Here is a 25,117-nt window from a genome sequence, read left to right as displayed (position 1 = left end):
CCGGACAGCGTGGATGCATGACTGCGACGACCACCACCCACGCGTCCACGTCCACCAGCAACCCCACGGCCCTGGTGCGGCCCGACGGCGGGCCATGCCGGGTCCTCGTCGTCGACGACGAGGCCTCGCTCTCCGAGCTGCTGTCCATGGCCCTGCGCTACGAGGGCTGCGAGGTCCGCAGCGCCGGTGACGGGGCCGGTGCGGTACGGGCGGCCCGGGAGTTCCGGCCCGACGTCGTGGTCCTCGACATCATGCTCCCCGACATGGACGGGCTCGCCGTCCTGGGACAGCTGCGCCGGGAGCTCCCGCAGGTCCCGGTGCTCTTCCTGACCGCCAAGGACTCCGTGGAAGACCGCATTGCGGGCCTGACGGCGGGCGGCGACGACTACGTCACCAAGCCGTTCAGCCTGGAGGAGGTCGTGGCCCGGCTGCGCGGCCTGGTCCGGCGTTCGGGCGCGGCGCAGGCGGCGCGCGGCGGCTCGGTGCTCGCCGTCGGCGATCTGCGGCTCGACGAGGACAGCCACGAGGTGGTCCGCGCCGGGCGGGAGATCCACCTGACCGCCACCGAGTTCGAGCTGCTGCGCTACCTGATGCGCAACCCGCGCCGGGTGCTCAGCAAGGCGCAGATCCTGGACCGGGTGTGGTCCTACGACTTCGGCGGCCAGGCCAATGTGGTCGAGCTGTACATCTCCTACCTGCGGCGGAAGCTGGAGAGCGGGCCGGGAATGGCGCCGCTGATCCACACCCGGCGCGGAGCCGGCTACCTGATCAAGCCGGCCGAATAGTGGCCCGTCGCACGAACCGGCGACCGCGTGCCCGTCGGCCCTGGTCGCTGCGGACCCGGCTGGTCGTCTCGGCGGTGGCACTGATCGCCGTGGTGGGCGCGGCCATCGGGTCCGTCACCACCCTCGCCCTGCGCTCGTACCTCGTCGACAAGCTCGACGAGCAGCTGCGGATCTCGGTCGACATGGCCGCCTCGCCGCTGGGCATGCAGAAGGCGCTCAGGGAGGGGAAGTCCGTCCTCGGCTCCCCGGGCACCCCGCTGGGCGCCGTCGGATTCCGCATGGACTCCGACGGCAAGGTGTTCGGGGCCGACCGCAGCGTGCGCGCCGAAGACCCCGAGCACGGCAACCAGCAGCCCCTCACCGAGGCCCAGACAGCCGTCCTCGCCAAGGCTCCCCGCGCGGCCGGGCCGGGCAGGGCCGACGCGGTCAACCTGAGCCTTCCGGGGCTCGGGGAGTATCGGGTGCTGTCCGCGCCCGACGGAAGCGTCGTCCTCGGCTTCCCGCTGCACGAGGTCGACTCCACCGTTCGCACCCTGATCGCGGTGGAGGTCTGCGTCACCCTGGCGGGGCTGATCGCGGCCTCCCTCGCCGGGCAGGCCCTGGTCGGGGTCGCCCTGCGGCCGCTGCGCCGGGTCGCCGCCACCGCCACGAGGGTCTCCGAACTGCCCCTGCACAAGGGCGAACCCGCTCTCCACGAGCGGGTTCCGGATGCCGAGGCCGACCCCCGCACCGAAGTGGGCCAGGTCGGCGCGGCCATCAACCGGATGCTGGGCCATGTCTCCGCCGCCCTCACGGCCCGCCAGCAGAGCGAGACGCGGGTCCGCCAGTTCGTCGCCGACGCCAGCCACGAACTGCGCACCCCGCTGGCCTCCATCCGCGGCTACGCCGAACTGACCCGCCGGGGACGGGAGGAGCCGGGCCCCGACACCCGGCACGCGCTGGGCCGGATCGAGTCCGAGGCCACCCGTATGACCGGGCTGGTCGAGGACCTGCTGCTGCTGGCCCGGCTCGACGCGGGCCGCCCGCTTACCGCCGGCGACACGGACACCGACACCGACCTGGCCCCCCTCGTCATCGACGCCGTCAGCGATGCCCGGGCCGCCGGACCCGAGCACCACTGGCGGCTGTGCCTGCCCGACGAGCCCGCGCCCGTCCGCGGCGACCCGGCCCGCATCCAGCAGGTCCTGGTCAACCTCCTCGCCAACGCCCGCACCCACACCCCGCCCGGCACCACCGTCACCGCGCGTGTTTCACGTGAAACACGCGTCGTCCGGCTGCGGATCGAGGACGACGGGCCCGGCATCCCGCCCGCCCTGCTCCCCCACGTCTTCGAGCGCTTCGCCCGCGGCGACGCCTCCCGCTCCCGGGCGGCGGGCTCCACCGGCCTGGGACTCGCCATCGTCCAGGCCGTCGTCACCGCGCACGGCGGCCGGGTCGGGGTACGGAGCGAGCCCGGGCGGACCTGCTTCGAGGTCCTGCTGCCGCGCGCCCAGTCCGAGGGCCGGGTGCCCGTCGACTCGCGGCAGGACCCGCGGCCGGACCCGAAGCCGGACGTGCAGCCGGACCCGCAGCCGGATTCAAAGACGGGCCACAGGCTCACCACACAGAGGTGACAGGCCGCCCGGCGAGTGTCGGACCATGCGAACCGACACCTCTCCCGGGGCCCTTCCGGCACGGGCGCCCCTCGCGCCCGTGCCCGGCGAGCCCGTCCTCGACGTGGTGATCCCGGTCTTCAACGAGGAGAAGGACCTCGGCCCGTGCGTGCGCCGACTGCACGAGCACCTGACCCGGACCTTCCCCTACCCCTTCCGGATCACGGTCGCCGACAACGCGAGCACCGACCGCACCCCCGAGGTCGCGGCCGGGCTGGCCGCCGCACTGGACTGCGTACACAGCACCCGGCTGGAGGAGAAGGGCCGGGGCAGGGCCCTGCGCACCGTCTGGTCCGGTTCCGACGCGCCGGTCCTCGCGTACATGGACGTGGACCTCTCCACCGACCTGAACGCCCTGCTGCCGCTGGTCGCCCCGCTGATCTCCGGTCATTCCGACCTCGCCATCGGCACCCGCCTCGCCCGCTCCTCCCGGGTGGTGCGGGGAGCGAAGCGGGAGTTCGTCTCCCGCGCCTACAACCTCCTCCTGCGCTCCTCCCTCGCCGCCCGCTTCAGCGACGCCCAGTGCGGGTTCAAGGCCATCCGGCGGGAGGTCGCCGAGCGGCTGCTGCCGCTGGTGGAGGACTCCGGCTGGTTCTTCGACACCGAGCTGCTCGTGCTCGCCGAGCGCGCCGGGCTGCGGATCCACGAGGTGCCGGTCGACTGGGTCGACGACCCCGATTCCACCGTTCACATCGTCCGGACCGCCACCGAGGACCTCAAGGGCGTCTGGCGGGTGGGCCGGGCCCTGGCCGTCGGCGCGCTCCCGCTCGACCGGCTTGCCCGCCCCTTCGGCGACGACCCGCGCGACCGCGCCGCCCTGCCCGGGGTGGACCGAGGGCTGGCCCGCCAGCTCCTCGGCTTCTGCGCCGTCGGAGCCCTGTCGACCCTGCTGTACCTGCTGCTGTACTCCGCCTTCCGCGCCGGGACCGGCCCGCAGGTCGCCAACGGCGCCGCCCTGCTGCTCTCCGCCGTCGCCAACACCGCCGCCAACCGCCGGCTCACCTTCGGTGTGCGCGGCCGGGACCGGGCCGTGCGCCACCAGGCCCAGGGGCTGGTGGTGTTCGCCATCGGACTGGCCCTGACCAGCGGTTCCCTCGCCGCCCTCGGGGCGGCCGCGGCCCACCCCGCGCACAGCACCGAACTGGCCGTACTGATCACGGCCAACCTCGCCGCCACCGTGCTGCGGTTCCTGCTCTTCCGCGCCTGGGTCTTTCCCGACCGGCGCGGCCCCGAGTTCCCTACGCCCAAGGACAGTCGATGACCACGGCAGCACTTCCGCTCTTCCCGGCCGCCGAGGCCCGGGCCCGAACCGGCCGGCCCCGCTGGGAACGGCCCGCGTTCGCCGGGCTCCTGATCGCCACGGCCCTCCTGCTGCTGTGGGACCTGGGCTCCTCCGGCTACGCGAACTCCTTCTACTCCGCCGCCGTGCAGGCGGGCAGCGAGAGCTGGAAGGCCTTCTTCTTCGGCTCCTCGGACGCCGGGAACTCCATCACCGTCGACAAGCCCCCGGCTGCCCTGTGGCCGATGATGCTGTCGGTCCGGCTGTTCGGGCTCGGCTCCTGGCAGGTTCTCGTCCCGCAGGCCCTGATGGGCGTCGCGACGACCGCCGTGCTGTACGCCTCCGTACGACGCCAGTTCGGGCCGGGGGCCGCGCTGCTGAGCGGCGCCGCCTTCGCGCTCACGCCCGTCGCCGCGCTCATGTTCCGCTTCAACAACCCCGACGCGCTGCTGACCCTGCTGCTCACGGTCACCGTGTACTGCGTCCTGCGCGCCCTCGACGGGGCGCGTACGAAGTGGCTGCTCTGGGCCGGTGTCGCGGTCGGGTTCGCCTTCCTCACCAAGACCCTGCAGGCCTTCGTCATCCTGCCGCCGCTCGCCGTGCTGTACGCCGTCTGCGCGCCCACCCCGCTGCGCAGGCGCCTGGGCCAGCTGCTGCTGGCCGGGCTCGCGATGGTGGTGGCCGGCGGCTGGTGGGTGGCCATCGTGGAACTGTGGCCAGCCTCCTCCCGCCCGTACATCGGCGGCTCGCAGAACAACTCCTTCCTGGAACTGACCCTCGGCTACAACGGGCTGGGGCGGATCAACGGCAACGAGACGGGCAGCGTCGGCGGCGGCGGAGGCGGCGGAGGCGGCGGCTGGGGTGAGACGGGCATCGACCGGCTGTTCTCGGCCAATATCGGCGGTCAGATCTCCTGGCTGATACCCGCGGCCCTGGTGCTGCTCGTGGCCGGGCTGGTCGTCACCTGGCGGGCCCGCCGGGCCACCGACTCGCTGGAGGGCATGGCCCGTGCGGCCTTCCTGGCCTGGGGCGGTTCGCTGCTGATCACCGCGCTCGTCTTCAGCTACATGCAGGGCATCTTCCACGAGTACTACACCGTGGCGCTGGCGCCGTTCGTGGCCGCGCTGATCGGCATGGGCGTCGCCGTGCTGTGGGAGGAGCGGGGCACCCGGGCCGCGCTCCTCACCCTGTCCGGCACGCTCGCCCTGACCGCCGTCTGGTCGTACGTGCTTCTCGGCCGTGCCACCGGCTATCTGCCGTGGCTGCGCTGGGCGGTGCTGGTGGGCGGGCTGCTCGCAGCGGCCGCGCTGCCGTTCGCCGCGCGGGCCGGGCGCCGGGTGCTGCTGGCCATAGCGGCGCTGGGGCTGGGCGCGGCGCTGGCGGGACCGCTCGCGTACTGCCTGACCACCGTGAGCACCGGGCACACCGGCTCCATCGTGACGGCGGGGCCCGCGGTGGCGGGCGGCCGGGGCGGACCCGGCGGCATGATGCGCGGTGCGGGCGGGGCCGGCGAGATGCCCCAGGGCGGCCCCGGTGGTGCGGGCCAGGGCGGCGCCCCGCAGGGCGGCAACACCCCGCCGCAGGGCGGCATGCCGGGGGGCCAGGCGCCCCAGGCGGGTCAGGACGGCGGACCGGGCGGCGCGGGCGGTCAGGCCGGGCGCGGCCTCGAGCGCGCCGGCGGCGGCCAGGGCGGACCCGGCGGCCTGCTCGGCGGCACCCAGGTCAGCGCCGAGGCCAAGGCGGCCCTGAGCGCCGACGCCGACCGGTACACCTGGGCGGCGGCGGCCATCGGCTCGCAGAACGCGGCGAGTTACCAGCTGGCCACCGGTGCGCCGGTGATGGCGATCGGCGGCTTCAACGGCAGCGACCCCTCGCCGACCCTGGAGCAGTTCAAGCAGTACGTGCGGGACGGGAAGATCCACTGGTTCATCGCCCAGGGCAGCACCGGGGGAGCCACTGGCGGCGGCACCGGCGAAGCAGCCGGAGGCATGCGCCAGGGCGGCCCGGGCGGAGCCACCGGCACCGCCATCGAGACCTGGATCAAGGCCACCTTCAAGGCCGGCACGGTCGGCGGAGCCACCTTCTACGACCTGACGGCTCCCGCGGCCTGATCCGGCCCGACAGGCGCCACACCCCCACAGGGGGTGCGACGCCTGTCACGCCGGGCCCGCGGCGTCTGGCACGCACGTCGGCTGCGTTCTCGTCGGTCGTCGATGCTCCGCATCGACTCCCTCCTCCGCCTTGCCGCCGCACGCACCAGACGCCGCGGCCTGATCCGGCCCGACAGGCGCCACACCCCCTAGCATCAAGAGGGCGGACCGGGCATTCCGGGCTGATCCACCTGGCGTGAGGAGGGTGCCTCCATGGTGATCGCGGCCGATTCCGGTGATCCGCTACCGGTCGAGTCCAGCGTGTGGCTGACCGCCAGGCCCGCCGCACCCGCCAGACGCCGCAGCGAGGCGCCCTCCGGGCTCGACCGGGAGCGGATCACCGCCGCCACCGTGCGGCTGCTCGACTCCGAGGGGCTGGCCCGGTTCTCGATGCGGCGGCTCGCCGCCGGGCTCGGGGTCACCGCGATGTCCCTGTACTGGTACGTGGACACCAAGCACGAGCTGCTCGAACTCGCCCTGGACCGTGCGCTCGGCGAGCTGGCCCTGTCGGCCGGGCCCGCCCCTGAGGGCTGGCCCGGCCGGCTGCGGTCGCTGGCCCGGGGCTACCGCCGGCTTCTGACGGACCACCCCTGGGTGGCCCCGCTCACCGCGGCCTATCCGAACATCGGCCCGCACGCCCGGGCCTTCGACGCCGCCCTCCAGCGGCTGTTGGACGCCACGGGCCTCGCGGACTCCGCCCGGACCGGCGCCCACCTGGCCGTCTCGCAGTTCCTGCACGGCTGCGGGGGCGCGGCCCGGCGGGCGCCCGAGGGCGACTTCTGCCTCGCGCTCGACGTCCTGATCGCGGGCATCGAGGCCAAGGCCGCGGCGTAGACCCCGGCCCGGGTGCTCAGGCCTTGGCCGCTACCTCCGCGGGGGCGGCGGCCGCCTCGGTGGAACCGGCCGCCGGAGCGTGGGCCTCGGGCTTCGACTTCAGCGCGACCTCCTTGATGAACAGGCAGAGCAGCAGCGCGAGCAGCGCGGTGGGCGCCGCGTAGAGGAAGACATCGCCCACGCCGTGCCCGTACGCCGACTCGATGACCGTACGGACGGGGGCCGGCAGCTTGTCGAGGTCCGGGATGGCGCCGCCGCCCGTGCCGCCGTGGCCGAGCGCCGCGGCCTTCGGGCCGAGCGCGGCCAGGCCGTCCTTCACGTACCCGGTGACCTGGTGCGCCATCAGCGCGCCGAGCGCCGAGACGCCCATGGCGCCGCCGAGCGAGCGGAAGAAGGTGACGACCGAGCTGGCCGCGCCCAGGTCCTCGGGGGCCACCTGGTTCTGGGTGGCGAGGACCAGGTTCTGCATCATCATGCCGAGGCCGAGGCCGGTCAGCGCCATGTAGATCGCGATGTGCCAGTACGGGGTGTCGTACCGCAGGGTGCCCAGCAGCCCCAGACCGGCGGTCAGCAGGACGCCTCCGGCGACGAGCCAGGCCTTCCACTTACCCGTCTTGGTGATCACCTGACCGGAAACGGTGGAGGAGACGAAGAGCCCGCCGATCATCGGAATCGTGAGGATTCCGGACATCGTGGGGGACTCACCGCGGGCCAGCTGGAAGAACTGGCTGAAAAACACCGTGCCCGAGAACATCGCGACACCGACGAACAGCGAGGCCGCCGAGGCGAGGGTGATGGTCTTGTTGCGGAACAGCCGCAGCGGGATGATCGGGTCGCTCGCGCGGGACTCCACGAGGACGAAGAGCAGGCCGAGCGCCACCGCGCCACCGGTCATCGCCCAGGTCTGCCACGAGATCCACTCGTACGAGTCGCCGGCCTGCGTGACCCAGATCAGCAGCAGCGAGACGGCCCCGCTGATCAGGAAGGCGCCCAGCCAGTCGACCTTGACCTCGCGGCGTACGACCGGCAGGTGCAGGGTGCGCTGGAGCACGATCAGGGCGATGATCGCGAAGGGCACGCCGACGTAGAAGCACCAGCGCCAGCCCAGCCACTCGGTGTCGGTGATGACACCGCCCAGCAGCGGACCGCCGACGGTGGCGACGGCGAAGACCGCGCCGAGGTAGCCGCTGTACCGGCCGCGCTCGCGCGGGGAGATCATCGCGGCCATCACGATCTGCGCGAGGGCGGACAGGCCGCCGACGCCGATGCCCTGGACCACGCGGCAGGCGATCAGCGTGCCGGTGTTCTGGGACATGCCCGCGACCACGGAGCCGAGGACGTAGATCACGAGGGAGATCTGGACCAGCAGCTTCTTGCTGAAGAGGTCGGACAGCTTGCCCCACAGCGGGGTGGCCGCGGTCATCGACAGCAGGGCAGCGGTGACCACCCAGGTGTACGAGGACTGCGTGCCGCCGAGGTCGCTGATGATCTGGGGCAGGGCGTTGGAGACGATCGTGGAGGACAGGATCGCCACGAACATGCCGAGCATCAGCCCGGAGAGGGCCTTCATGATCTGCGGGTGGGTCATGGTCGTGGCCGTCGCCACGGGCGCGGTCGCGGGCGGGGTCACGGACGGGGGCGGGTTGTCGTTCGTCGTCTCCGACTGAACCATGTCTTTCCTTTGGCTAGAAGCTCGATCGGAGTCGGGCCAGCAGGGTGTTGAGTGCGTCGATGTCCTGGGCGGACCACGTGGCCAGCGCTCTTTCCAGCGCGGCCGTGTAGCGGGCGCCGAGCTCGGCGAGGAGCGCCCGCCCGGCCGGGGTGAGCCGCAGGATCCGGCAGCGGCCGTCCCCCGGGTCGGCCTCGCGGCCGATCCAGCCGCGCTCGGCCACGTGGGTGACGTGGCGGCTGGTCACCGAGATGTCGACGGCCATGAGCTCGGCCAGCCGGCTGAGCCGCATCTCTCCGTGCCGGTCGAGCACGGTGAGGACGGCGGCGGCGCCGGGCGGGCAGTCCGGGGGCAGGCTGCGGGCGAGGTCGCGCTTGACCGCGCCGATCCCGGTGAGCTGGCGGGCCAGCTCCTCGTACCGCGTGATCTCCGCCGTCTGCGTGCCCACCGGACAGCCCCCCATCTTGTTGCTTAGAGCAACCATAGAAGCGGATGGTTGCTACAGGCAAACGAATCCGGGGGGTGGGGCGGTAAAAGAATCGGAAAACCGGCTAGGGTCCTGCCCCATGGCTGCGAACCACAACTCACAGGGCCCCGAGGGCAACTACGACCCCGCGGGCAGCACCCAGATGTTCCGAGCGTTCGTCGAGGAGGCCGCACCGGCCCGGCAGACCCCCACCCGTCGCCAGCGCCGCGAGGAGGAGCAGCAGGCCGCAGGCCCGAAGAAGGGCATGTGGCTGGGGCTGGCCGTCGCGCTGGTGCTGGTGATCGGCGCGGCCGCCTGGGTCGTCCTGCACTGATCCCGCGGACCCGGACCCGGACCTCGGACCCGGACCCGGACCTCGGACCCGGACCCGGACCCGCCAGGTCCCGGTTCCGGCCTCAGTTCCAGGTGGCCGTGACCTGCCGGGTCTCCACGTGCATGCCCAGCGGTACCCGCCACGCCTCCACGCACACCGTGTAGGTCTGCGTCTTCGCGGCCCCGCCCGCGATGGGTGCGGGCAGCGGCTGGGCAGTGGTGATCGTGGCCCAGTCGATGCCGAGGGCGCCGATGATGTGCGTCGCGAAGCCGACCGTGCCCGAACGGGCCGCGGCGGTCCCGGTGTTGGTGAAGGTGACGGTGACCCGCTCGCACCAGCGGTCGTCCGCGGCCGCCCTGACGGGGGTGGACAGCGTCAGCTTCGCCGGAGTGGCCGGCGGCGCCGGGGGCGTGGTGCCGGGCTTGGCGGGCGGGCTCGACGGCGTGTTCGGCGTGCCGGGGCTGCCGGGTGCGGTGGTGGACGGGCCGGCTCCGGGTGCGGTGCCCGGGGCGCGTTCGGAGCCGCCGGGTCCGGTGGTCGTGCCTCCGCCAGGGGCGGAGCCGCCGGGCACCTGGGACCCAGGCGTACTGGCCGACGTACTGGACGACATGGAGGAGCCGCCCGCCGCGGACGGGCCGCCGAGCGGCTGGAACTCCACCTGGCCCTGCGGCGCCACGTTCTCCCCCGCGCCCCGTTCGGGGCCCGGGGCCGCGGCGCCCACGGCGACATAGCCGTCCCGTGCCGGGCCGCCGCAGCCGGTGAGGCCGGCGGCGGCCGTGCAGCACAGGGCGAGGAGGATGGCCGCGCGAGGTCCCTTTCGCATCGCGCCAGTTTTCCTGACGCTCCGTCAATTGGGAAGCCCGTGCGCCCGGATCACTCGCCGATGAGGCCTACGCGCAGCTGCGCGAGGGTGCGGGTGAGCAGCCGGGAGACGTGCATCTGGGAGATGCCGACCTCCTCGCCGATCTGCGACTGCGTCATGTTCGCGAAGAACCGCAGCATGATGATCTGCCGTTCCCGGGCCGGGAGTTTGGCGAGCAGAGGCTTCAGGGACTCGCGGTACTCGACACCCTCGAGCGCGGTGTCCTCGTAGCCGAGGCGGTCCGCGAGCGAGCCCTCGCCGCCCTCGTCCTCGGGGGAGGGCGAGTCGAGCGAGGAGGCGGTGTAGGCGTTGCCCACGGCGAGGCCGTCGACGACGTCCTCCTCCGAGACGCCCAGGACGGCGGCGAGCTCGGGGACGGTCGGCGAGCGGTCCAGTTTCTGGGCGAGCTCGTCGCTGGCCTTGGTCAGCGCGAGGCGCAGCTCCTGGAGGCGCCGCGGGACGCGGACGGACCAGGAGGTGTCCCTAAAGAATCGTTTGATCTCGCCCACGACCGTCGGCATCGCGAACGTCGGGAACTCCACTCCGCGTTCGCAGTCGAACCGGTCGATCGCCTTGATCAGGCCGATGGTGCCGACCTGGACGATGTCTTCCATCGGCTCGTTGCGGCTGCGGAAGCGCGCGGCGGCGTACCGGACCAGGGGCAGGTTCAGCTCGATCAGGGTGTCGCGTACGTACGCCCGGTCGGGGCTGTCCGCGTCCAGGGCGGCAAGGCGATGGAAGAGGGAGCGGGAGAGGGTGCGGGTGTCGATGGCTTCCGAGCGGTCAGACGCTGCCGGTGCTGCCGGCGTCGCGCTCTTGACGAGCGTGAGCACCTTGGAGCTGCCCTGGTCTACGGACATGCCACCCCCTTGAGGTCGCGGACGGTCGCGTACGGCGCGTCCGTCGGAGGAACGCAGCCTCCACCTGAATACCGGAGGCGGGGCTGCGGCAAACGCGGTTCAAGCAGAATGTCACATGTCGGCAACACGCTGTAGCGCCAAGTCGACATATATCTCCAGCGACAGACGAGGCCAGGGGGCGATCAGCCCGTTCTGTCGGGAAACGCGTGAATGATCTCCACTCGTTCCGGTTACGCCTCGATCCTGTTTGCGGATCGCAGTCGGGCGAAGCTCCGGGCGAGGAGTCGGGAGACGTGCATCTGGGAGACGCCGAGCTCGGCGCTGATCTGCGACTGCGTCAGATTGTTGTAGTACCGCAGGAGCAGGATCCTTTGTTCACGCTCGGGCAGCTGCACGAGGAGGTGGCGGACGAGGTCGCGGTGCTCGACCCCGGCCAGCTCCGGGTCCTCGTATCCGAGGCGGTCGAGGAGGCCGGGCATGCCGTCGCCCTCCTGGGCGGCCTCGAGCGAAGTTGCGTGATAACTCCGGCCGGCCTCGATGCAGGAGAGGACCTCGTCCTCGGTGATGCGCAGCCGCTCGGCGATCTCGGCGGTGGTCGGGGTGCGGCCGTGGAGGGTGGTGAGGTCCTCGGTGGCGGCGTTGACCTGCACCCACAGCTCGTGGAGGCGGCGGGGCACGTGGACGGTGCGGACGTTGTCGCGGAAGTAGCGCTTGATCTCGCCCACGACGGTCGGCATCGCGAAGGTCGGGAACTGCACCCCGCGGTCCGGATCGAACCGGTCGATGGCGTTGATCAGGCCGATGGTGCCGACCTGGACCACGTCCTCCATCGGCTCGTTGCGGCTGCGGAAGCGGGCGGCCGCGTAACGGACGAGCGGGAGGTTGGCCTCGATGAGGGCCCCGCGCACCCTGGTGTGCTCGCTGGTGCCCGGCTGCAGCCCCTTCAGCTGCCCGAAGAGGACCTGGGTCAGGGCCCGGGTGTCCGCGCCCCTGCTCGGGGGTCTCGGAGGCGTGGGCGGGGCCGGGGGCTCCTCGGGGGAGGGCTCCTGTCGCGGCTCCTGTCGGGGCTCCTGCTGGGGCGGCACCTGGGAGTCCTGCTGCGGGTCCTGCTGGGGTGGCACCTGAGGCGCTGTACTGGCCGGCACGGTCACGCCACCCCTTCAGTCAACTCATCCGTCAAAAGCGGTCATAGCATCACAAGAGATGTGCACTGTGTGCAAGCACCGTATATCACCGTGTTGAGGGCAAGTTGGGCATACTGGGGCATTGTGCCCAGTGGTGGGTATGCAAAAAACCCCCCACCCGTCGGAGTGGGGGGCCGGAGAATCCGGAAGCCGCTTCAGCGTACGGGTTCAGCGCACCAGTTCGGTCATGAACTCGCCGATGCCGGAGGCCGCATCCGATATGCCTTGGAAACCTATTCCCACCATCTCGGCCGCACGCTTGGGCTGGGTGATGATCACGAAGAGCACGAAGACCGTGAGGGCGCCCGTGATGAGCTTCTTGGTGTCCATGAGCGGTGACGGCCTCCCCAACCGGTACTGCAAAGTCGGGTGAGTCTAACCGGTCATGTTTGGACACTCACCTTTCCTTTAAGGACCAATGACCCCGTACTCCGGGTCCTTTGCCGGTGCGTCCGCGGTTGCGGGGGGCGCAGGATTGGTGTGAGCCCACCGGTTCTGGCAGGAAATCGGCGGGTGAGGGACAGGACCTCACTGCGGGGTCCGAGCCGCAAGCTTCCCCCCTGACTGCGGCTCGGGCTGGCAGGTTCCGTCCTCATCGGGGGAAGTGGCTTGTCCCCCCGATGCCACTTCCCCCGTCCACACGTGGAAGGTCCCGACCCCGGTCGGGGCCTTCTTCGCGTTCTCCCGCTCGCGGTACCGCTACTCGAGACCGCCGAGCAGGTCCACCGCGGGCTGTACGGGGGCGGTCAGCTGCTGCGTCTGGTTCACCACTTCCATCAGCTGGTTGAGCTGGTTCGCGCCCTCGGCGACCTTTGCGCCGATCTCCTGGACGGAGGCGGGCTGGGCCCCCGCAGGCATGCCCGGGGCGGTCGGGAGGTCCGGGAGGGTGAGGGGGGCCAGGGGCGCGGCGGAGGCGGCGGGTGCGGCGAGGCCCGCGGCGGCCCCCGCGAGGGCGAAGGCGGCGAGCATGCGCTGGGTCTTGGTCATGCCGTGACAACGGCCGAGGGGGCGGGCGGTCACGCGGGCGTCATCCGTAGGGACGTGCGGGTGGAACGCCGAGAGCCCCGACCCTTGCGGGGCGGGGCTCTCGATCGGAGCGGTAGTGGAGGGATTTGAACCCCCGATGGGTTGCCCCATACTCGCTTTCGAGGCGAGCTCCTTCGGCCACTCGGACACACTACCGAGATGGATCCTAGCCTAAGGAGCCGCATTCTTTGAAATCGGAATCCGCCGGGCCGGTCAGCGGGGCCCGTCAGCCGGTCGGGTCAGTCGGTCGGGTCACCGGTCGCGGAAGAAGTCCGTCAGCAGCTCGGCGCACTCCGTGGCGAGGACGCCGCGGATCACCTCGGGCCGGTGGTTGAGCCGGCGGTCCCGTACGAGGTCCCAGAGCGAGCCGGCCGCGCCCGCCTTCTCGTCGTCCGCGCCGTAGACGACCCGGGCGACGCGCGACTGTACGAGCGCGCCCGCGCACATCACGCACGGCTCCAGGGTCACCACCAGGGTGCACCCCGGAAGCCGCCATTCCCCGACTGCGGCCGCAGCCCGGCGCAGCGCGACCACCTCGGCGTGCGCCGTGGGGTCGCCGGTCGCCTCGCGCTCGTTGTACCCGGTGGCGAGGACCGTGCCGTCGGGGCCGAGCACGACGGCGCCGACCGGCACATCGCCGGCCGGCACCGCCCGGGCGGCCTCCTGGAGCGCCAGGCGCATGGAGTCCCGCCACGGGTCCCGTACGGGATCGGGGTCGTGCGCGTCATGCGTGTCGTGCGTGTCGTGCGTGTCGTGCGTGTGGTGCGTGTCATGCGGAGGGAGCACTAGCGGACTGCCTCCAGGACCTCGGTGGCGCCGAGGGACTCGGCGATCTCCGAGAGAGCGTCCCCGTCCAGGGTCATCAGTTGTTTGTGGGTCACGCCGAGGTCGTCCAGCAACTGGGGGTCGCCGAGCGGGCCGGCCGGTACCGGCTCCGCGCCGGTCCCTCCCAGCTCGTCCTCGTCGTCGTCGGTCTCGTCGGCGAAGGCGGTGAGGGGTTCCTCCTCGCCGTCTTCGGTGCCGTCCAGGTCCAGCTCGTCGAGTTCGTCGTCCTCCTCGTCGCTGCCCAGCAGCTCTTTGGTCAGCATCGAGCCGTAGGAGCTGCGGGCGGCCGCGGAGGCGTTCGACACGAAGTACCGCGGGTCCTCCTCCCCGTCCACGCGGACGACGCCGAACCAGGCGTCCTCCTGCTCGATGAGGGCGACCACCGTGTCGTCGTCGACAGCGGCGGACCGGGCGAGATCGATCAGATCACTGAGGGACTCGACGTCGTCGAGTTCCATGTCGCTCGCTTCCCACCCGTCTTCGGTGCGCGCGAGCAGTGCGGCGAAATACACCGTGACTCTCCCACTGGTCTTAGGCGTGCCGGTTGGAGGTCCCCCCGGCCGGAGGATGGGGTCGAACGGCCGTGGTGCTCGCCGTACTGCCCCGCCCAATCGGCATCGTGGCAGAAACGGCGGCTTTGCGAGAGGTCTTCCGCGCTTGCGTCGTCCCGTGCCGTGCCCTGCCGGGGGCTGCGCGGGGTTGTGGCGCCGGGGCGTGTCGGTGTGGCGGGGCCGTGTCGCTTGCCCTGCGGGCCGCTCGTGTCGCAACGGTGCGGCGCCGTTGCCGGGGCTCCGCCCCGGACCCCGCGCCTCAAACTCCCCCAGACTCCGTCTGGGGGTACCCCCAGACGGGGCTGAAATTGCTACCAGCGGAACGTGCGCATGCGCATTTGCTGCCGCATGCGGGCGGCGCGGGCGCGGCGGGGCTGGACGCGGTCGCGCAGTTCGCGCGCCTCCATCAGGTCGCGCAGGAACTGCGCGCGGCGTGCTCGGCGCTGCGCCGCGGTCTCCGGCACCTCGTCGCTCGGCTGCGTGTCGGGCATCGGCCACCACCCCGGGCTGGTCGGTCATCCCCCTGCACCCACCTTCCCCCGGACGGGCCGTTTGATGCCACCCCATCGCAGGTCAGACCGGTCAGGCCGGGTCCGTGCCGTCGTCGGAGAGCGCCGGGACCACGGCCACCGGTCCGTGCGCGTGCTGGAGCACCGCGTGCGCCACCGAGCCGATCAGCAGCGACATGGCCTTGCGCCGCGGATGGTGGCGCCCCACCACGACCAGCGCCGCCGACCGGGAGGCCATGACCAGCCGGCCCGCCGCGTCCCCGGGCACGGCGGCCTGCATGACCGGGACGTCGGGGTGGCGGGTGCGGAACGGCGCCAGCCGCTCCGTCTGGGACCGCAGCATCTCCCGCTCGGCCGGTACGGCGTCCCCGTCGTCCGCCAGGCCCTCCGGCGGTATCACCGCGAAGGGGCTGTCGATCACCAGGGTCGGCGCGGGCGGAATGGCGTACGCGGACACCACCTGGACGGTGGTCCCCCGCACGGAGGCTTCCGCGAACGCGAAGGCCAGGACGTCGTCGGGGGTCTCCGCGGCGTGCAGCCCGAGCACCACCTTCCCGGCGGACTCCTCCTCCGAGGCGTCCGGCGCGTGCCGCTCCGCGTGCGGGACCACCACCACCGGGCACGGTGCGGTCGTGGCGACGGCGCGGCTGTTCGAGCCGAGCAGCAGGGTGGCGAAGCCGCCGCGCCCCCGGGAGCCCATCACCAGCATCAGGGCCCCCGCGCCGATCACCCGCAGGGCCTCGGGGACGGAGCCCTCCAGCGACTCGTACGTGATCCCCTCCGGCAGCTCGGGGCCGCCGCCCAGCAGGGCCCGGATCCGGTCGCTGACCGGGTCGGCGAACTCCTCCGGCTGTGAGGCGTCGTGCAGCGCGGCCCGGCGTCCGGCATACAACTGGGCGTGGTCGGGCAGTACATGGGCGATCAGCAGCCCCGTACCGTGCCGCAGCGCCGCGGCCCTGGCCCAGTCCAGGGCCCTGAGGCTGTGCTCGGATCCGTCGACGGCGGCGATCACCGGTGCGTTGCTCACCAGTCCAGCCTGGTGGGCACCCGGGCGGGTCGCATCCCCAGACGGACGCGCAGGGGCCCCGTCAGCGCGTAGCCTTTTGGGTGCAGGTCGCGTCTCGCGGCCGTTTTTGCAGGTCGCAGGCCGAGTTTTGGAGGATGTTGTGCGTTTGCAGGTCGTCGATCACCCCTTGGTGGCGCACAAACTCACCACCCTGCGCGACAAGCGCACCGACTCCCCCACCTTCCGGCGGCTCGCCGACGAGCTGGTGACCCTGCTCGCGTACGAGGCCACCCGGGACGTGCGCACGGAGCAGGCCGACATCGAGACCCCGGTCGCCAAGACCACCGGCGTGAAGCTCTCGCACCCGCGCCCGCTGGTCGTGCCGATCCTGCGGGCCGGCCTCGGCATGCTCGACGGCATGGTGCGGCTCCTGCCGACCGCCGAGGTGGGCTTCCTCGGCATGGTCCGCAACGAGGAGACCCTGGAGGCCTCCACGTACGCGACGCGCATGCCGGAGGACCTCTCCGGGCGGCAGGTCTACGTCGTCGACCCGATGCTGGCCACCGGCGGCACGCTCGTCGCCGCGATCCGGGAGCTGATCAAGCGCGGCGCCGACGACGTCACGGCCGTGGTGCTGCTGGCCGCGCCCGAGGGCGTCGAGATCATGGAGCGCGAGCTGGCGGGCACGCCGGTGACCGTGGTGACGGCCGCGGTGGACGAGCGGCTCAACGAGCACGGCTACATCGTTCCGGGCCTGGGCGACGCGGGCGACCGCATGTACGGCTCGGCCGAGTAGCCCTTGGCACCGGATCGGCGCATCAGCACTTCGTGGCGGGCGCGGGCGCGGGGTTGGCCAGCAGGGCCAGCGCCTTGTCCGCGTCCTCCTTCGTGCTCAGCTCCTTGAAGGCGTCGCCCAGGATCAGGTCGATGTCCGCGGTCTCGCGGGTGTCGGTCTGCTGGGTGGTGCCGGCGAGCTGGGTGCCCAGCACGCTGAAGGCGGCCTTGTCGGTGGCGGGGGAGCCCAGCAGTATCCCGGTGCCGGGGACCTTCTTGTCGAAGTCGGCGGGGGCGTTGCCGACGTTGCCGATGACGAAGCCGCGTTTCTTCAGCTCGTCGCCGACGGCCTTGGCGAGTCCGGCGCGCGGGGTCGCGTTGTAGACGTTGACGGTGATGTCGGCGGGCTGGGGCAGCACCACCGCGGGTTTCGGGGAGGCGGCCGATGCGGCTTCGGGGCCGCCCTTGACGGCCGCTTCGGCCGCCTTCGTCGGACAGTCCTTGGCGCCCGCGGCCGTGTTCCGCTTCGGGCTGTCGCCCTGGAACACGTCGATGAGCTGCAAGGCCCCGTAGCCGAGCAGGGCCAGTGCGAGGACCGAGCCGAGCACGGCGAAGACGATCCGACGACGGCTCCGCTTACGACTCATACGAGGGTAGGCGGCTCCCGTGACGCGGTACTTTCCGCCCATGCCGGGGGGAGTGAGCATGCTCATGGGCGCAGCGTAGTGCCGCCCGGTGGCGATGCCTACTAAATGATCTGCTGATAGGTCAATGGTGACCCGAAAGGCGCAATCCACGCGAAGCGCCGCAGCCCGTGGACGGGCTGCGGCAGGGCCGGGCGGCGCCGCGCGGGGTCGCCTGAGGGCTCAGTCCATCTCGAGGACGCGGGCGTGCAGCACCTGGCGCTGCTGCAGGGCAGCGCGCACGGCGCGGTGCAGCCCGTCCTCCAGGTAGAGGTCGCCCCGCCACTTGACGACGTGCGCGAAGAGGTCGCCGTAGAAGGTGGAGTCCTCGGCGAGCAGCGTTTCGAGGTCGAGCTGCCCCTTGGTCGTCACCAGCTGGTCGAGCCGGACCGGGCGCGGCGCGACATCCGCCCACTGCCGGGTGCTTTCCCGGCCGTGGTCGGGGTACGGCTTTCCGTTACCGATGCGCTTGAAGATCACACGGAAAGCCTACCGGGCCCGGCCCTGCGAGCGCAGCCTCGCCGCGTTGGTGCAAAAGTGGCGAAGGGCGCCAATTCGGGAGTGATTCATGAGCGAGAGCACCGACCCCGCCGTCGTGGCGGATCAGACGGGCCCGGTTGACAAGATCGCTGCCGGATACGCCTTCACCGGACCGGCGCTCGACCTGGGGGCCCTGCTGTGGGACGGCACCTGCCTGCCGGGCCACCAGATCCGCATCCCCCTGCCGATGCTGAACCGGCACGGGCTGGTCGCGGGCGCCACCGGCACCGGCAAGACCAAGACCCTCCAGCTCATCGCCGAGCAGCTGTCGGCCAACGGGGTCCCGGTCTTCCTCGCGGACATCAAGGGCGACGTCTCGGGGATCTGCGCCCCGGGCGCGCCGAACGAGAAGGTCGGGGAACGGGCCAAGGACGTGGCCCAGGAATGGGAGGCCACCGGATACCCCAGCGAGTTCTACTCGCTCGGCGGCATCGGCCCCGGGATCCCGGTCCGCTCCACCGTCACCAGCTTCGGCCCGGTCCTGATGTCGAAGGTGCTCCAGCTCAACCAGACGCAGGAGCAGTCCCTCGGCCTGATCTTCCACTACGCCGACACCAAGGGCCTGGAGCTGATCGACCTCAAGGACCTGCGCGCGGTCGTCGCCTTCCTCGTCTCCGACAAGGGAAAGCCGGAGCTCAAGGGCATCGGCGGACTGTCCACGGTGACGGCCGGGGTGATCCTGCGGTCGCTGACCGCCTTCGAGCAGCAGGGGGCCGCGGAGTTCTTCGGCGAGCCGGAGTTCGACACCAGCGAGTTCCTGCGGACCGCCGCGGACGGCCGCGGCATGGTCTCCGTACTGGAACTCCCCGCGGTCCAGGACAAGCCGCAGCTCTTCTCCACCTTCCTGATGTGGCTGCTGGCCGACCTCTTCAACGACCTGCCGGAGGTCGGCGACCTGGAGCAGCCCAAGCTCGTCTTCTTCTTCGACGAGGCGCACCTGCTCTTCAACGGCGCCTCGAAGGCCTTCCTCGACTCCATCACCCAGACGGTGCGCCTCATCCGCTCCAAGGGCGTGGGCGTCTTCTTCGTGACGCAGACCCCCAAGGACGTACCGGGGGACGTGCTCGCCCAGCTCGGCAACCGCGTGCAGCACGCGCTGCGCGCCTTCACCCCCGACGACGCGAAGGCGCTGAAGGCGACCGTGAAGACCTTCCCCAACTCTCCGTACGACCTGGAGGAGCTGCTCACCCAGCTGGGTACGGGCGAGGCGGTCGTCACCGTGCTCAGCGAGAACGGCGCGCCGACCCCGGTCGCGGCGACCCGGCTGCGGGCCCCGCAGTCGCTGATGGGGCCGATCGAGCCGACGGCCCTGGACCAGGCGGTGAAGTCCTCGCTGCTCTGGTCGCGCTACGCGGAGCCGGTCGACCGCGAGTCGGCGTACGAGAAGATCAGCGCCGAGCAGGCCGCCGCCGAGGCCGAGGCGGAGGCCGCAGCGGCGGCCGCCGAGGCCGCGAAGCAGGCCAAGGAGGCCGAGAAGGCGGCGCGCAGCGCGCCGAAGCCGGATCCCTCGCTGGCCGAACAGGTGGTGGGGAGCGGGCTGTTCCGCTCGCTGGCCCGGTCGATCGGGACGCAGGTGGGCCGGGAGATCTCGCGCTCGATCTTCGGGACGGCCCGCAAACGGCGGTGAGCCGAAGCCCCGTTCGAGGCTGAATCCAGCGAACCGGGTGACTGGAACCGGTCCGTCGCTGACAGACTCGGTGCATGCGGACCGAACTGACCGACACCACGTCCAGCAAGATCAACCGGGCGCTGCTCGAAGCCCGCCGGGCCATAGGAAGCCCCACCACGGGGCTGGTGCTGACCCTCATCGTCGTCACCGACGAGGAGAACGCCTACGACGCCGTGCGCGCGGCCTCCGAGGCCTCGCGCGAGCACCCCTGCCGCATCATCACGGTGATCAAGCGGACCTCGCGGGGCTCGCACAAGCTCCGCGCGACCCGGCTGGACGCCGAGCTGCGGGTCGGCTCGGACGCCGGGACCGGGGAGACCCTGCTGCTGCGCCTGCACGGGGAGCTGACCGAGCAGGCCGGCTCGGTCGTACTGCCGCTGCTGGTGCCGGACGCTCCCGTCGTGGCGTGGTGGCCGGCCGACGCCCCCGCCGACGTGGCGCGGGACTCCCTGGGCTCCCTCGCGCAGCGCCGGATCACGGACGCGGCCGCGGCCTTCGACCCGGTCGGCGTACTCGGCGAACGGGCCGCCGCGTACCGGCCCGGCGACACCGACCTGGCCTGGACCCGGCTGACGCCGTGGCGGGCCCTGCTGGCGGCCGCCCTGGACCAGAAGCCGCTGCCGGTGACCGGCGCGGCGGTGGAGAGCGAGCCCGGCAACGCGAGCGCCGAACTGCTCGCGCGCTGGCTGGAGGACCGGCTCGGCGTGCCGGTGGACCGGGTGGCGAGCGAGGGCCCGGTGATCACCCGGGTCAGCCTGCGCACCACGGGCGGCGAGATGCGGGTGGACCGGCCCGCGGGCGCGCTGGCCACGCTGATCCTGCCGGGGAGCCCCGACCGCAGCGTGGCCCTGAAGATCCGCAGCGGCGCCGAACTGATCGCGGAGGAACTGCGCCGCCTCGACGCGGACGTGATCTACGGCTCCGCGCTGCGGCGGCGGCCGCTCCAGGCGGCGCTCTCCGCGTAGTGGTTGTCGTACGTGGGGGAGCTGTCCTTGATGTCCTGCACGGTGGCCTCGCCCGCGTTGACCCGGCCGAGGAGACGGTAGTAGTCGAAGCGGCCCATGCCGGGGGTGAAGCCGACGAACACGCTGGCCGTGTGGCCGGCGGCGGGGGCGAAGGCGTGCTTGACGCCCGGCGGGATCGCGATGAAGTCGCCGGCGTCGAGGGTCTGGACCTCGTCCCCGACCAGGATGTCGAGCCGGCCGGCGGTGACGTGGAAGAACTCGGTGGCCTTGGTGTGGAAGTGCACCGGGGCACCGGCCGCGCCCTCGTCGAACGTGGCGGTGTTGCAGGTGAGTTCGGCGGTGTCCGTGAGCAGCGTGATGAGGCTGCCGGGGGCGTCCTGGATGGCTTCGGCGGTGGCGGCGCGGGTCGCGATCTCTGTCATGTCCCCTAATTTACGGCCTGGATAGACCGGTCTCAGGGGTCAATCCAGCACTCTTCGAGCCGGTCAATCCGAGCCCTTCGCGGCCTTGGCCGCGGCCTTCATCTCCTGTTTGTGCGCCCGGACCTTGGCCAGGGACTCGGGGCCCGTGATGTCGGCCGCCGAGCGGTAGACGTTCGCCGGTCCGTACCCGCCCGCCGCCTCCCGCCAGCCCTTCGGGCGCACGCCGAGCCGCTTGCCCAGCAGGGCGAGGAAGATCTGGGCCTTCTGCTCGCCGAAGCCGGGCAGTGCCTTGAGGCGCGCCAGCAGTTCCGCCCCGGTCGCGGCGCCGGCCCAGACGGCCTCGGCGTCCCCGCCGTAGTGCTCCACCAGGTATGCGCACAGCTGCTGGATCCGCTTCGCCATCGACCCCGGATAGCGGTGGACGGCGGGCTTCTGCGAGAGCAGCGCGGCGAAGGCCTCCGGGTCGTACGCGGCGATGGCGTGCGCGTCCAGGTCGTCGGAGCCGAGCCGCTGGGCGATCGTCCAGGGGCCCGAGAAGGCCCATTCCATCGGCACCTGCTGGTCCAGCAGCATCCCGACGAGTGCGGCGAGCGGGCTCCGGGAGAGCAGCGCGTCGGCGTCCGGCTGCTGCGCCAGCCGGATGGTGATGTCCTTGTCCATGGCTCCAGCCTCCCGCGCGGACGCGTTCCCCGCGCGGGAGGCACACCGCGCGCCTAGCGTGTCTACGACGACAGCTACGAGTCCGAGGAGTCGATCGATCATGGTTGAGTTCACCGAAGGCGCACCGTGCTGGGTGGACGCGATGTTCGCCGATGTGGAGGCCGCGAAGACCTTCTACGGCGATGTGCTGGGCTGGACCTTCGGCGAGGCCAGCAGCGAGTACGGCAACTACACGCAGGCCTACTCCGGGGGGAAGGCCGTCGCGGCCGTGGTGCCCCCGATGCCCGGGGCCGACGCCCCGTCGCAGTGGTGTCTGTACTTCGCCTCGCCCGACGTCGCGGCCACGGCCGAGAAGGTCACCTCGTCCGGCGGAGAGGTGCTGATGGGGCCGATGCAGGTGGGCAGCTTCGGCTCGATGCTGATCGCGAAGGAGCCGAGCGGCGCGGTCTTCGGCGTCTGGCAGCCGGGCGACCACAAGGGCTTCGAGAAGATGGGCGAGCCGGGCGCGTACGCCTGGGCGGAGGTCTTCACCCGGGAGCCGGCCAAGGCGGACGCGTTCCTGCCGAAGGTCTTCCCGTACAGCGCCCAGCAGATGGACGCGGGCGACGACCCGGAGATGGCCGGCATGGACTTCAAGGTCTTCAGCCTCGGCGGCCCCGAGAATCCGGTGCTGGGCCGGATGAAGATGGACAAGGACTTCCCGGCGGACCTGCCGCCGTGGATCCAGGTCTACTTCGGGGTCCCGAACTGCGACGAGGCGGTGGAGAAGGCGAAGAAGCACGGCGGGAAGCTGCACTTCGGCCCGATGGACAGCCCGTTCGGCCGCTTCGCGGCGGTGGCGGACCAGCAGGGTGCGGCCTTCGCGGTGATCGACATGTCGACGACGGTCGGCGAGATGCCGAAGTTCGGCTGAGCTGTCCGACCGCCGTGCCCCCGCTGGTGATCCACGGCCGGGGCACGTCGGCGTGCCCGCCCCGGTGGCCGTCCGCGGGCGGCATACCTTCGCTCCGTGCGGCCCGTCCGTGTCGCGCGAACGTGACGCCTACGCAAGAGGTCAACGCATCATGAGCCTGAGCATCCGCAACCAACTCGCCGGTACCGTCACGGCCGTCACCGCCGGTGAGGCCATGGCCGCGGTCAAGGTCCGCCTCGAGGGCGGCCAGGAGATCACCGCCGCCATCACCGCCGACGCCGTCAAGGAGCTCGGCATCGGGACCGGATCCTCGGTCACGGCGCTGGTCAAGGCCACCGAAGTGGCTCTCGCCACCGGGCCGGTCGAGGGCCTGTCGATCCGCAACCAGATCGCCGGCACGGTCGCCGACGTCGCCGCGGGACCCGCCATGGCCTCCGTCAAGGTGGACGTGAACGGCGGCGGGCTGACCGCCGCCATCACCGCCGACGCCGTCGACGCGCTCGGCCTGGCGGCCGGCTCCTCCGTCGTCGCGCTGATCAAGTCGACCGAGATCTCGCTCCGGACCGTCTGATCACCCGTCGGGGTCCGCAGGGCGCGGCACCGTTACAGGCCCGCCCCCGGCGCCGTGAGCGCGCCGAACCACACGTGTGTGACCGCGCTGACGTAGCGCGCCCCGCAGCGGTCAGACGGAACCACCAGCTGGCTGCCCGCCTCGTCGAGGTCCTCCCCGTCGAGCCGGGTGGCCAGCAGGACCGGGCTGTCGCCGAAGTCGGCGTCCAGCTCGGCCCAGGACACGACGGAGTGGTGCCCGTCCCCGCCGCTGATCGCGATCAGGAAGCGGCTTCGGTCCTTCCGCCGCCGGGCGTCGAACGCGGGCCCCGCGTCCGCGATCACATCGCGCAGCAACGGGCCTTCGAACACATGGTGTTGCGGACCGTTGGTCGCGCAGTCGAACGTGACCGTGGCCCGGTGCTGTTCCCATTCCCGCAGGTCCGCGACGCTCAGGGTCGCCGGGTGGTCCAGGTCTCCGTGCAGCATGAGTTTGGCCATGCGTATGTCATGCCCGGGACCTCTCATTCCGGAACCTCATCTGCAAGGTTGAGAGGTTGATGTGAGCCGCAGATGCGTGCGTCTTGGTCGTTTCCACCTGGCAGGACCGGAGAGCCTCAGGCCGCGGCCTCCTCGGCGCAGCCGCGGCACGTGCCGCGGGTGGGGCTGCGGAAGGCGCGATCGCATCTCTCGCAGGTCTGGAACGGGTCCGGCGGTATGAAGGAGAGCTCGCGGTGGACCGGTTCGAGGACCGGTGGCAGCTGATGGGTCAGCCGGTAGGCGATGAGCCCGGCCGGATTGTGCGGCGGGGTCGGCAGGTTCGCGATGAGCGCGGCAGTCACCGCCTGCGGAGCGGCGCCCCGCTCCAGCCAGGCCTCCACGCCGGATGCGAGTCGCTCGATGTCCCGCTCGCCGAGGAGGAGCCGCTGGTCGATGCGGCGCAGCTGCCCGAGGAGGGCCTTGGCGGCCTTGCGGCGGGAGGGGATGACCTCATCCGGGACGGGCACTGCTGGGGCGCTCACGGGTGCGGGTACGGGGAGTTCGGGAGCGGCTTCCGGTGCGGCGGGCTCGGGTGCCGGAGGCGGCGGCGGTGGGGGTGGTGGGGGTGGTGGGGGCGGTGGTGGCGGGAGGTCCCGCTCCGGCAAGGGGACGGCCCCCGGGCGGTTGTAGGACACCGTTCGGGTGATGAGCCTTCCGCCCGGCAGGTGCTCCTTGGACCGGCTCAGATAGCCGTGGCGCTCCAGTTCGCGCAGCGCCGAGGCGATCCGGACCTCACCCTCGGTGAACCGGCGGGCCAGATCCTTGATGCCGACCAGGGCGCCGCCAGGCAGCGACTGGATGTGCACGGCGAGCCCGATCGCGGTCAGTGACAACTCGCGGTGCTGGGCGAGGTGGTTGCCGATCACGGTGTAGTGCGACGTGTGACGGACGTTGGCGTGGCGTACGCCGGACGGGAAGACCGGGCGCGCGTTAAGGTGCTCGGAAGCCATAAGGAAGGTGCTTCTTCCGCTTTGGTCAGGCCCTCGTTCGGGATTGCCGTCCCGGCGGGGGCCGTCTCATTTCTGGTGGGATGCGCCAGAGCATATTCCAGCCAACCGCCCCGAAATCCAACCCAGTTCGGTCGTGTCACTCGTGTGAGTTACCGGCCGCCGCGGGAGGTAGGAGGGGTTTGGTGGGAGTTTCTTTCTCTTGTTACTGCGAAGCAAAAGAAGAATCGTGCGTCACCGGGTCGTGATTCCGCGCGATCCGGTGGGATTTTCCGTTCGAACGAAAGTGCCCGGCGCGAGCAGGTGTCGAGTTCGCGAAACTTGGGCGGTGATGTCGGATATGGCCGCAAGAAGCTCTGGGGCAGTCCGGCGGCCACACGGGCGGGGCGATGGCTTATCGTCGAAACGTTTCTGCGGATTCGCGTGCGCCCGACTGCCACTGGGGGGCAGTTTCATCGCAGTC

At 71.8% G+C, this 25,117-nt stretch carries 28 protein-coding genes and 1 tRNA gene; 11 read left to right on the top strand and 18 right to left on the bottom strand.

What is annotated here, in order from left to right; translation table 11 throughout:
* Positions 1 to 17 precede the first annotated feature (17 nt).
* The 5 genes from JIW86_RS20295 to JIW86_RS20275 all read left to right on the top strand — a co-directional run bounded on the left by JIW86_RS20295 (position 18) and on the right by JIW86_RS20275 (position 6,700).
* A complete protein-coding gene (locus JIW86_RS20295; RefSeq protein WP_285443920.1) occupies positions 18 to 785 on the top strand; it encodes a response regulator transcription factor in 768 nt (255 codons plus the stop codon).
* A complete protein-coding gene (locus JIW86_RS20290) occupies positions 785 to 2,398 on the top strand; it encodes a sensor histidine kinase (RefSeq protein WP_257555267.1) in 1,614 nt (537 codons plus the stop codon). Before JIW86_RS20295 ends, JIW86_RS20290 begins: the two co-directional genes overlap by 1 nt.
* 25 nt (positions 2,399 to 2,423) lie before the next feature.
* A complete protein-coding gene (locus JIW86_RS20285; protein ID WP_257555265.1) occupies positions 2,424 to 3,698 on the top strand; it encodes a bifunctional glycosyltransferase family 2/GtrA family protein in 1,275 nt (424 codons plus the stop codon).
* Positions 3,695 to 5,827: a glycosyltransferase family 39 protein gene (locus JIW86_RS20280; protein WP_257555264.1), complete on the top strand. Its 2,133-nt coding sequence runs from the start codon at positions 3,695 to 3,697 to the stop codon at positions 5,825 to 5,827. Before JIW86_RS20285 ends, JIW86_RS20280 begins: the two co-directional genes overlap by 4 nt.
* Positions 5,828 to 6,079: 252 nt before the next feature.
* Positions 6,080 to 6,700 (top strand): TetR/AcrR family transcriptional regulator, encoded by a 621-nt coding sequence (locus JIW86_RS20275; protein ID WP_257555263.1) that lies wholly within the window; start codon positions 6,080 to 6,082, stop codon positions 6,698 to 6,700.
* 16 nt (positions 6,701 to 6,716) lie between these two features.
* Here the strand turns inward: JIW86_RS20275 and JIW86_RS20270 are convergent, their stop codons facing one another.
* Entirely contained in the window at positions 6,717 to 8,288 is a 1,572-nt protein-coding gene (locus JIW86_RS20270; protein WP_322975619.1) for an MDR family MFS transporter, read from the bottom strand.
* Positions 8,289 to 8,385: 97 nt separating this feature from the next.
* Complete coding sequence (locus tag JIW86_RS20265) at positions 8,386 to 8,832, bottom strand: MarR family winged helix-turn-helix transcriptional regulator (RefSeq protein ID WP_257559373.1); 447 nt, start codon at positions 8,830 to 8,832, stop codon at positions 8,386 to 8,388.
* 103 nt (positions 8,833 to 8,935) lie between these two features.
* Here JIW86_RS20265 and JIW86_RS20260 point away from each other — a divergent pair, with 103 nt between their 5' ends.
* Positions 8,936 to 9,169 (top strand): hypothetical protein, encoded by a 234-nt coding sequence (locus JIW86_RS20260; protein WP_215146251.1) that lies wholly within the window; start codon positions 8,936 to 8,938, stop codon positions 9,167 to 9,169.
* 82 nt (positions 9,170 to 9,251) lie between these two features.
* Here JIW86_RS20260 and JIW86_RS20255 read toward each other — a convergent pair whose 3' ends face one another.
* The 10 genes from JIW86_RS20255 to JIW86_RS20210 form a co-directional block, all read right to left on the bottom strand.
* Positions 9,252 to 9,992: a hypothetical protein gene (locus tag JIW86_RS20255; RefSeq protein WP_257555261.1), complete on the bottom strand. Its 741-nt coding sequence runs from the start codon at positions 9,990 to 9,992 to the stop codon at positions 9,252 to 9,254.
* A 50-nt stretch (positions 9,993 to 10,042) separates the two neighbouring features.
* Positions 10,043 to 10,891: an RNA polymerase sigma factor SigF gene (locus JIW86_RS20250; protein WP_215146247.1), complete on the bottom strand. Its 849-nt coding sequence runs from the start codon at positions 10,889 to 10,891 to the stop codon at positions 10,043 to 10,045.
* Positions 10,892 to 11,121: 230 nt separating this feature from the next.
* Entirely contained in the window at positions 11,122 to 12,036 is a 915-nt protein-coding gene (locus tag JIW86_RS20245; protein ID WP_374199299.1) for an RNA polymerase sigma factor SigF, read from the bottom strand.
* Between the two features lie 207 nt (positions 12,037 to 12,243).
* Positions 12,244 to 12,405 (bottom strand): hypothetical protein, encoded by a 162-nt coding sequence (locus tag JIW86_RS20240; RefSeq protein ID WP_215014193.1) that lies wholly within the window; start codon positions 12,403 to 12,405, stop codon positions 12,244 to 12,246.
* Between the two features lie 369 nt (positions 12,406 to 12,774).
* A complete protein-coding gene (locus tag JIW86_RS20235) occupies positions 12,775 to 13,062 on the bottom strand; it encodes a hypothetical protein (RefSeq protein WP_215146242.1) in 288 nt (95 codons plus the stop codon).
* A 110-nt stretch (positions 13,063 to 13,172) separates the two neighbouring features.
* A tRNA-Ser gene (locus JIW86_RS20230) sits at positions 13,173 to 13,257 on the bottom strand.
* A gap of 96 nt (positions 13,258 to 13,353) precedes the next feature.
* Complete coding sequence (gene tadA / locus JIW86_RS20225; RefSeq protein WP_257559372.1) at positions 13,354 to 13,782, bottom strand: tRNA adenosine(34) deaminase TadA; 429 nt, start codon at positions 13,780 to 13,782, stop codon at positions 13,354 to 13,356.
* Between the two features lie 104 nt (positions 13,783 to 13,886).
* Positions 13,887 to 14,438: a hypothetical protein gene (locus JIW86_RS20220; protein ID WP_215146238.1), complete on the bottom strand. Its 552-nt coding sequence runs from the start codon at positions 14,436 to 14,438 to the stop codon at positions 13,887 to 13,889.
* 350 nt (positions 14,439 to 14,788) lie between these two features.
* Entirely contained in the window at positions 14,789 to 14,968 is a 180-nt protein-coding gene (locus tag JIW86_RS20215; RefSeq protein ID WP_215146236.1) for a hypothetical protein, read from the bottom strand.
* Between the two features lie 91 nt (positions 14,969 to 15,059).
* Positions 15,060 to 16,013, bottom strand: coding sequence for a universal stress protein (locus JIW86_RS20210; RefSeq protein WP_257555259.1), 954 nt, complete (start codon positions 16,011 to 16,013; stop codon positions 15,060 to 15,062).
* Positions 16,014 to 16,152: 139 nt separating this feature from the next.
* Here JIW86_RS20210 and upp point away from each other — a divergent pair, with 139 nt between their 5' ends.
* Positions 16,153 to 16,788: a uracil phosphoribosyltransferase gene (upp, locus tag JIW86_RS20205; RefSeq protein WP_215146234.1), complete on the top strand. Its 636-nt coding sequence runs from the start codon at positions 16,153 to 16,155 to the stop codon at positions 16,786 to 16,788.
* Between the two features lie 22 nt (positions 16,789 to 16,810).
* On the opposite strand, the gene JIW86_RS20200 is transcribed toward upp, so the two are convergent.
* Both JIW86_RS20200 and JIW86_RS20195 read right to left on the bottom strand, forming a co-directional pair.
* Complete coding sequence (locus JIW86_RS20200) at positions 16,811 to 17,479, bottom strand: LytR C-terminal domain-containing protein (protein WP_374199298.1); 669 nt, start codon at positions 17,477 to 17,479, stop codon at positions 16,811 to 16,813.
* A 153-nt stretch (positions 17,480 to 17,632) separates the two neighbouring features.
* Positions 17,633 to 17,929 (bottom strand): type II toxin-antitoxin system VapB family antitoxin, encoded by a 297-nt coding sequence (locus JIW86_RS20195; protein WP_017240525.1) that lies wholly within the window; start codon positions 17,927 to 17,929, stop codon positions 17,633 to 17,635.
* A gap of 88 nt (positions 17,930 to 18,017) precedes the next feature.
* Between JIW86_RS20195 and JIW86_RS20190 the strand changes: the two genes are divergently transcribed.
* Together JIW86_RS20190 and opcA are read left to right on the top strand one after the other, a co-directional pair.
* Complete coding sequence (locus JIW86_RS20190; protein ID WP_257555258.1) at positions 18,018 to 19,616, top strand: DUF853 domain-containing protein; 1,599 nt, start codon at positions 18,018 to 18,020, stop codon at positions 19,614 to 19,616.
* A 74-nt stretch (positions 19,617 to 19,690) separates the two neighbouring features.
* Positions 19,691 to 20,623, top strand: a complete 933-nt coding sequence (gene opcA, locus JIW86_RS20185) for a glucose-6-phosphate dehydrogenase assembly protein OpcA (RefSeq protein ID WP_257555257.1) — start codon at positions 19,691 to 19,693, stop codon at positions 20,621 to 20,623.
* Here the strand turns inward: opcA and JIW86_RS20180 are convergent.
* Positions 20,572 to 21,045: a cupin domain-containing protein gene (locus JIW86_RS20180; RefSeq protein WP_215146227.1), complete on the bottom strand. Its 474-nt coding sequence runs from the start codon at positions 21,043 to 21,045 to the stop codon at positions 20,572 to 20,574. The genes opcA and JIW86_RS20180 overlap by 52 nt on opposite strands.
* 63 nt (positions 21,046 to 21,108) lie before the next feature.
* The gene (locus JIW86_RS20175; RefSeq protein WP_215146225.1) at positions 21,109 to 21,705 is read right to left on the bottom strand and encodes an HhH-GPD-type base excision DNA repair protein; all 597 of its coding nucleotides are present in this window, start codon (positions 21,703 to 21,705) and stop codon (positions 21,109 to 21,111) included.
* 100 nt (positions 21,706 to 21,805) lie between these two features.
* Here JIW86_RS20175 and JIW86_RS20170 point away from each other — a divergent pair, with 100 nt between their 5' ends.
* Entirely contained in the window at positions 21,806 to 22,618 is an 813-nt protein-coding gene (locus JIW86_RS20170; RefSeq protein WP_257555256.1) for a VOC family protein, read from the top strand.
* Positions 22,619 to 22,769: 151 nt separating this feature from the next.
* On the top strand, positions 22,770 to 23,189 hold the full coding sequence (locus JIW86_RS20165) for a TOBE domain-containing protein (protein ID WP_215146221.1): 420 nt from the start codon (positions 22,770 to 22,772) through the stop codon (positions 23,187 to 23,189).
* A gap of 32 nt (positions 23,190 to 23,221) precedes the next feature.
* Here the strand turns inward: JIW86_RS20165 and JIW86_RS20160 are convergent, their stop codons facing one another.
* Together JIW86_RS20160 and JIW86_RS20155 are read right to left on the bottom strand one after the other, a co-directional pair.
* The gene (locus JIW86_RS20160; RefSeq protein WP_257555255.1) at positions 23,222 to 23,668 is read right to left on the bottom strand and encodes a molybdopterin-dependent oxidoreductase; all 447 of its coding nucleotides are present in this window, start codon (positions 23,666 to 23,668) and stop codon (positions 23,222 to 23,224) included.
* 116 nt (positions 23,669 to 23,784) lie between these two features.
* Positions 23,785 to 24,657 carry a helix-turn-helix domain-containing protein gene (locus tag JIW86_RS20155; RefSeq protein WP_257555253.1) on the bottom strand — a complete coding sequence of 291 codons (873 nt, stop codon included), beginning with the start codon at positions 24,655 to 24,657 and terminating at the stop codon, positions 23,785 to 23,787.
* Between the last annotated feature and the right edge of the window lie 460 nt (positions 24,658 to 25,117).

The sequence above is a fragment of the Streptomyces sp. NBC_00162 genome, from assembly GCF_024611995.1.
In the GTDB taxonomy this organism is placed as follows: domain Bacteria; phylum Actinomycetota; class Actinomycetes; order Streptomycetales; family Streptomycetaceae; genus Streptomyces.
This window is presented reverse-complemented; position numbering and strand designations above follow the sequence as displayed.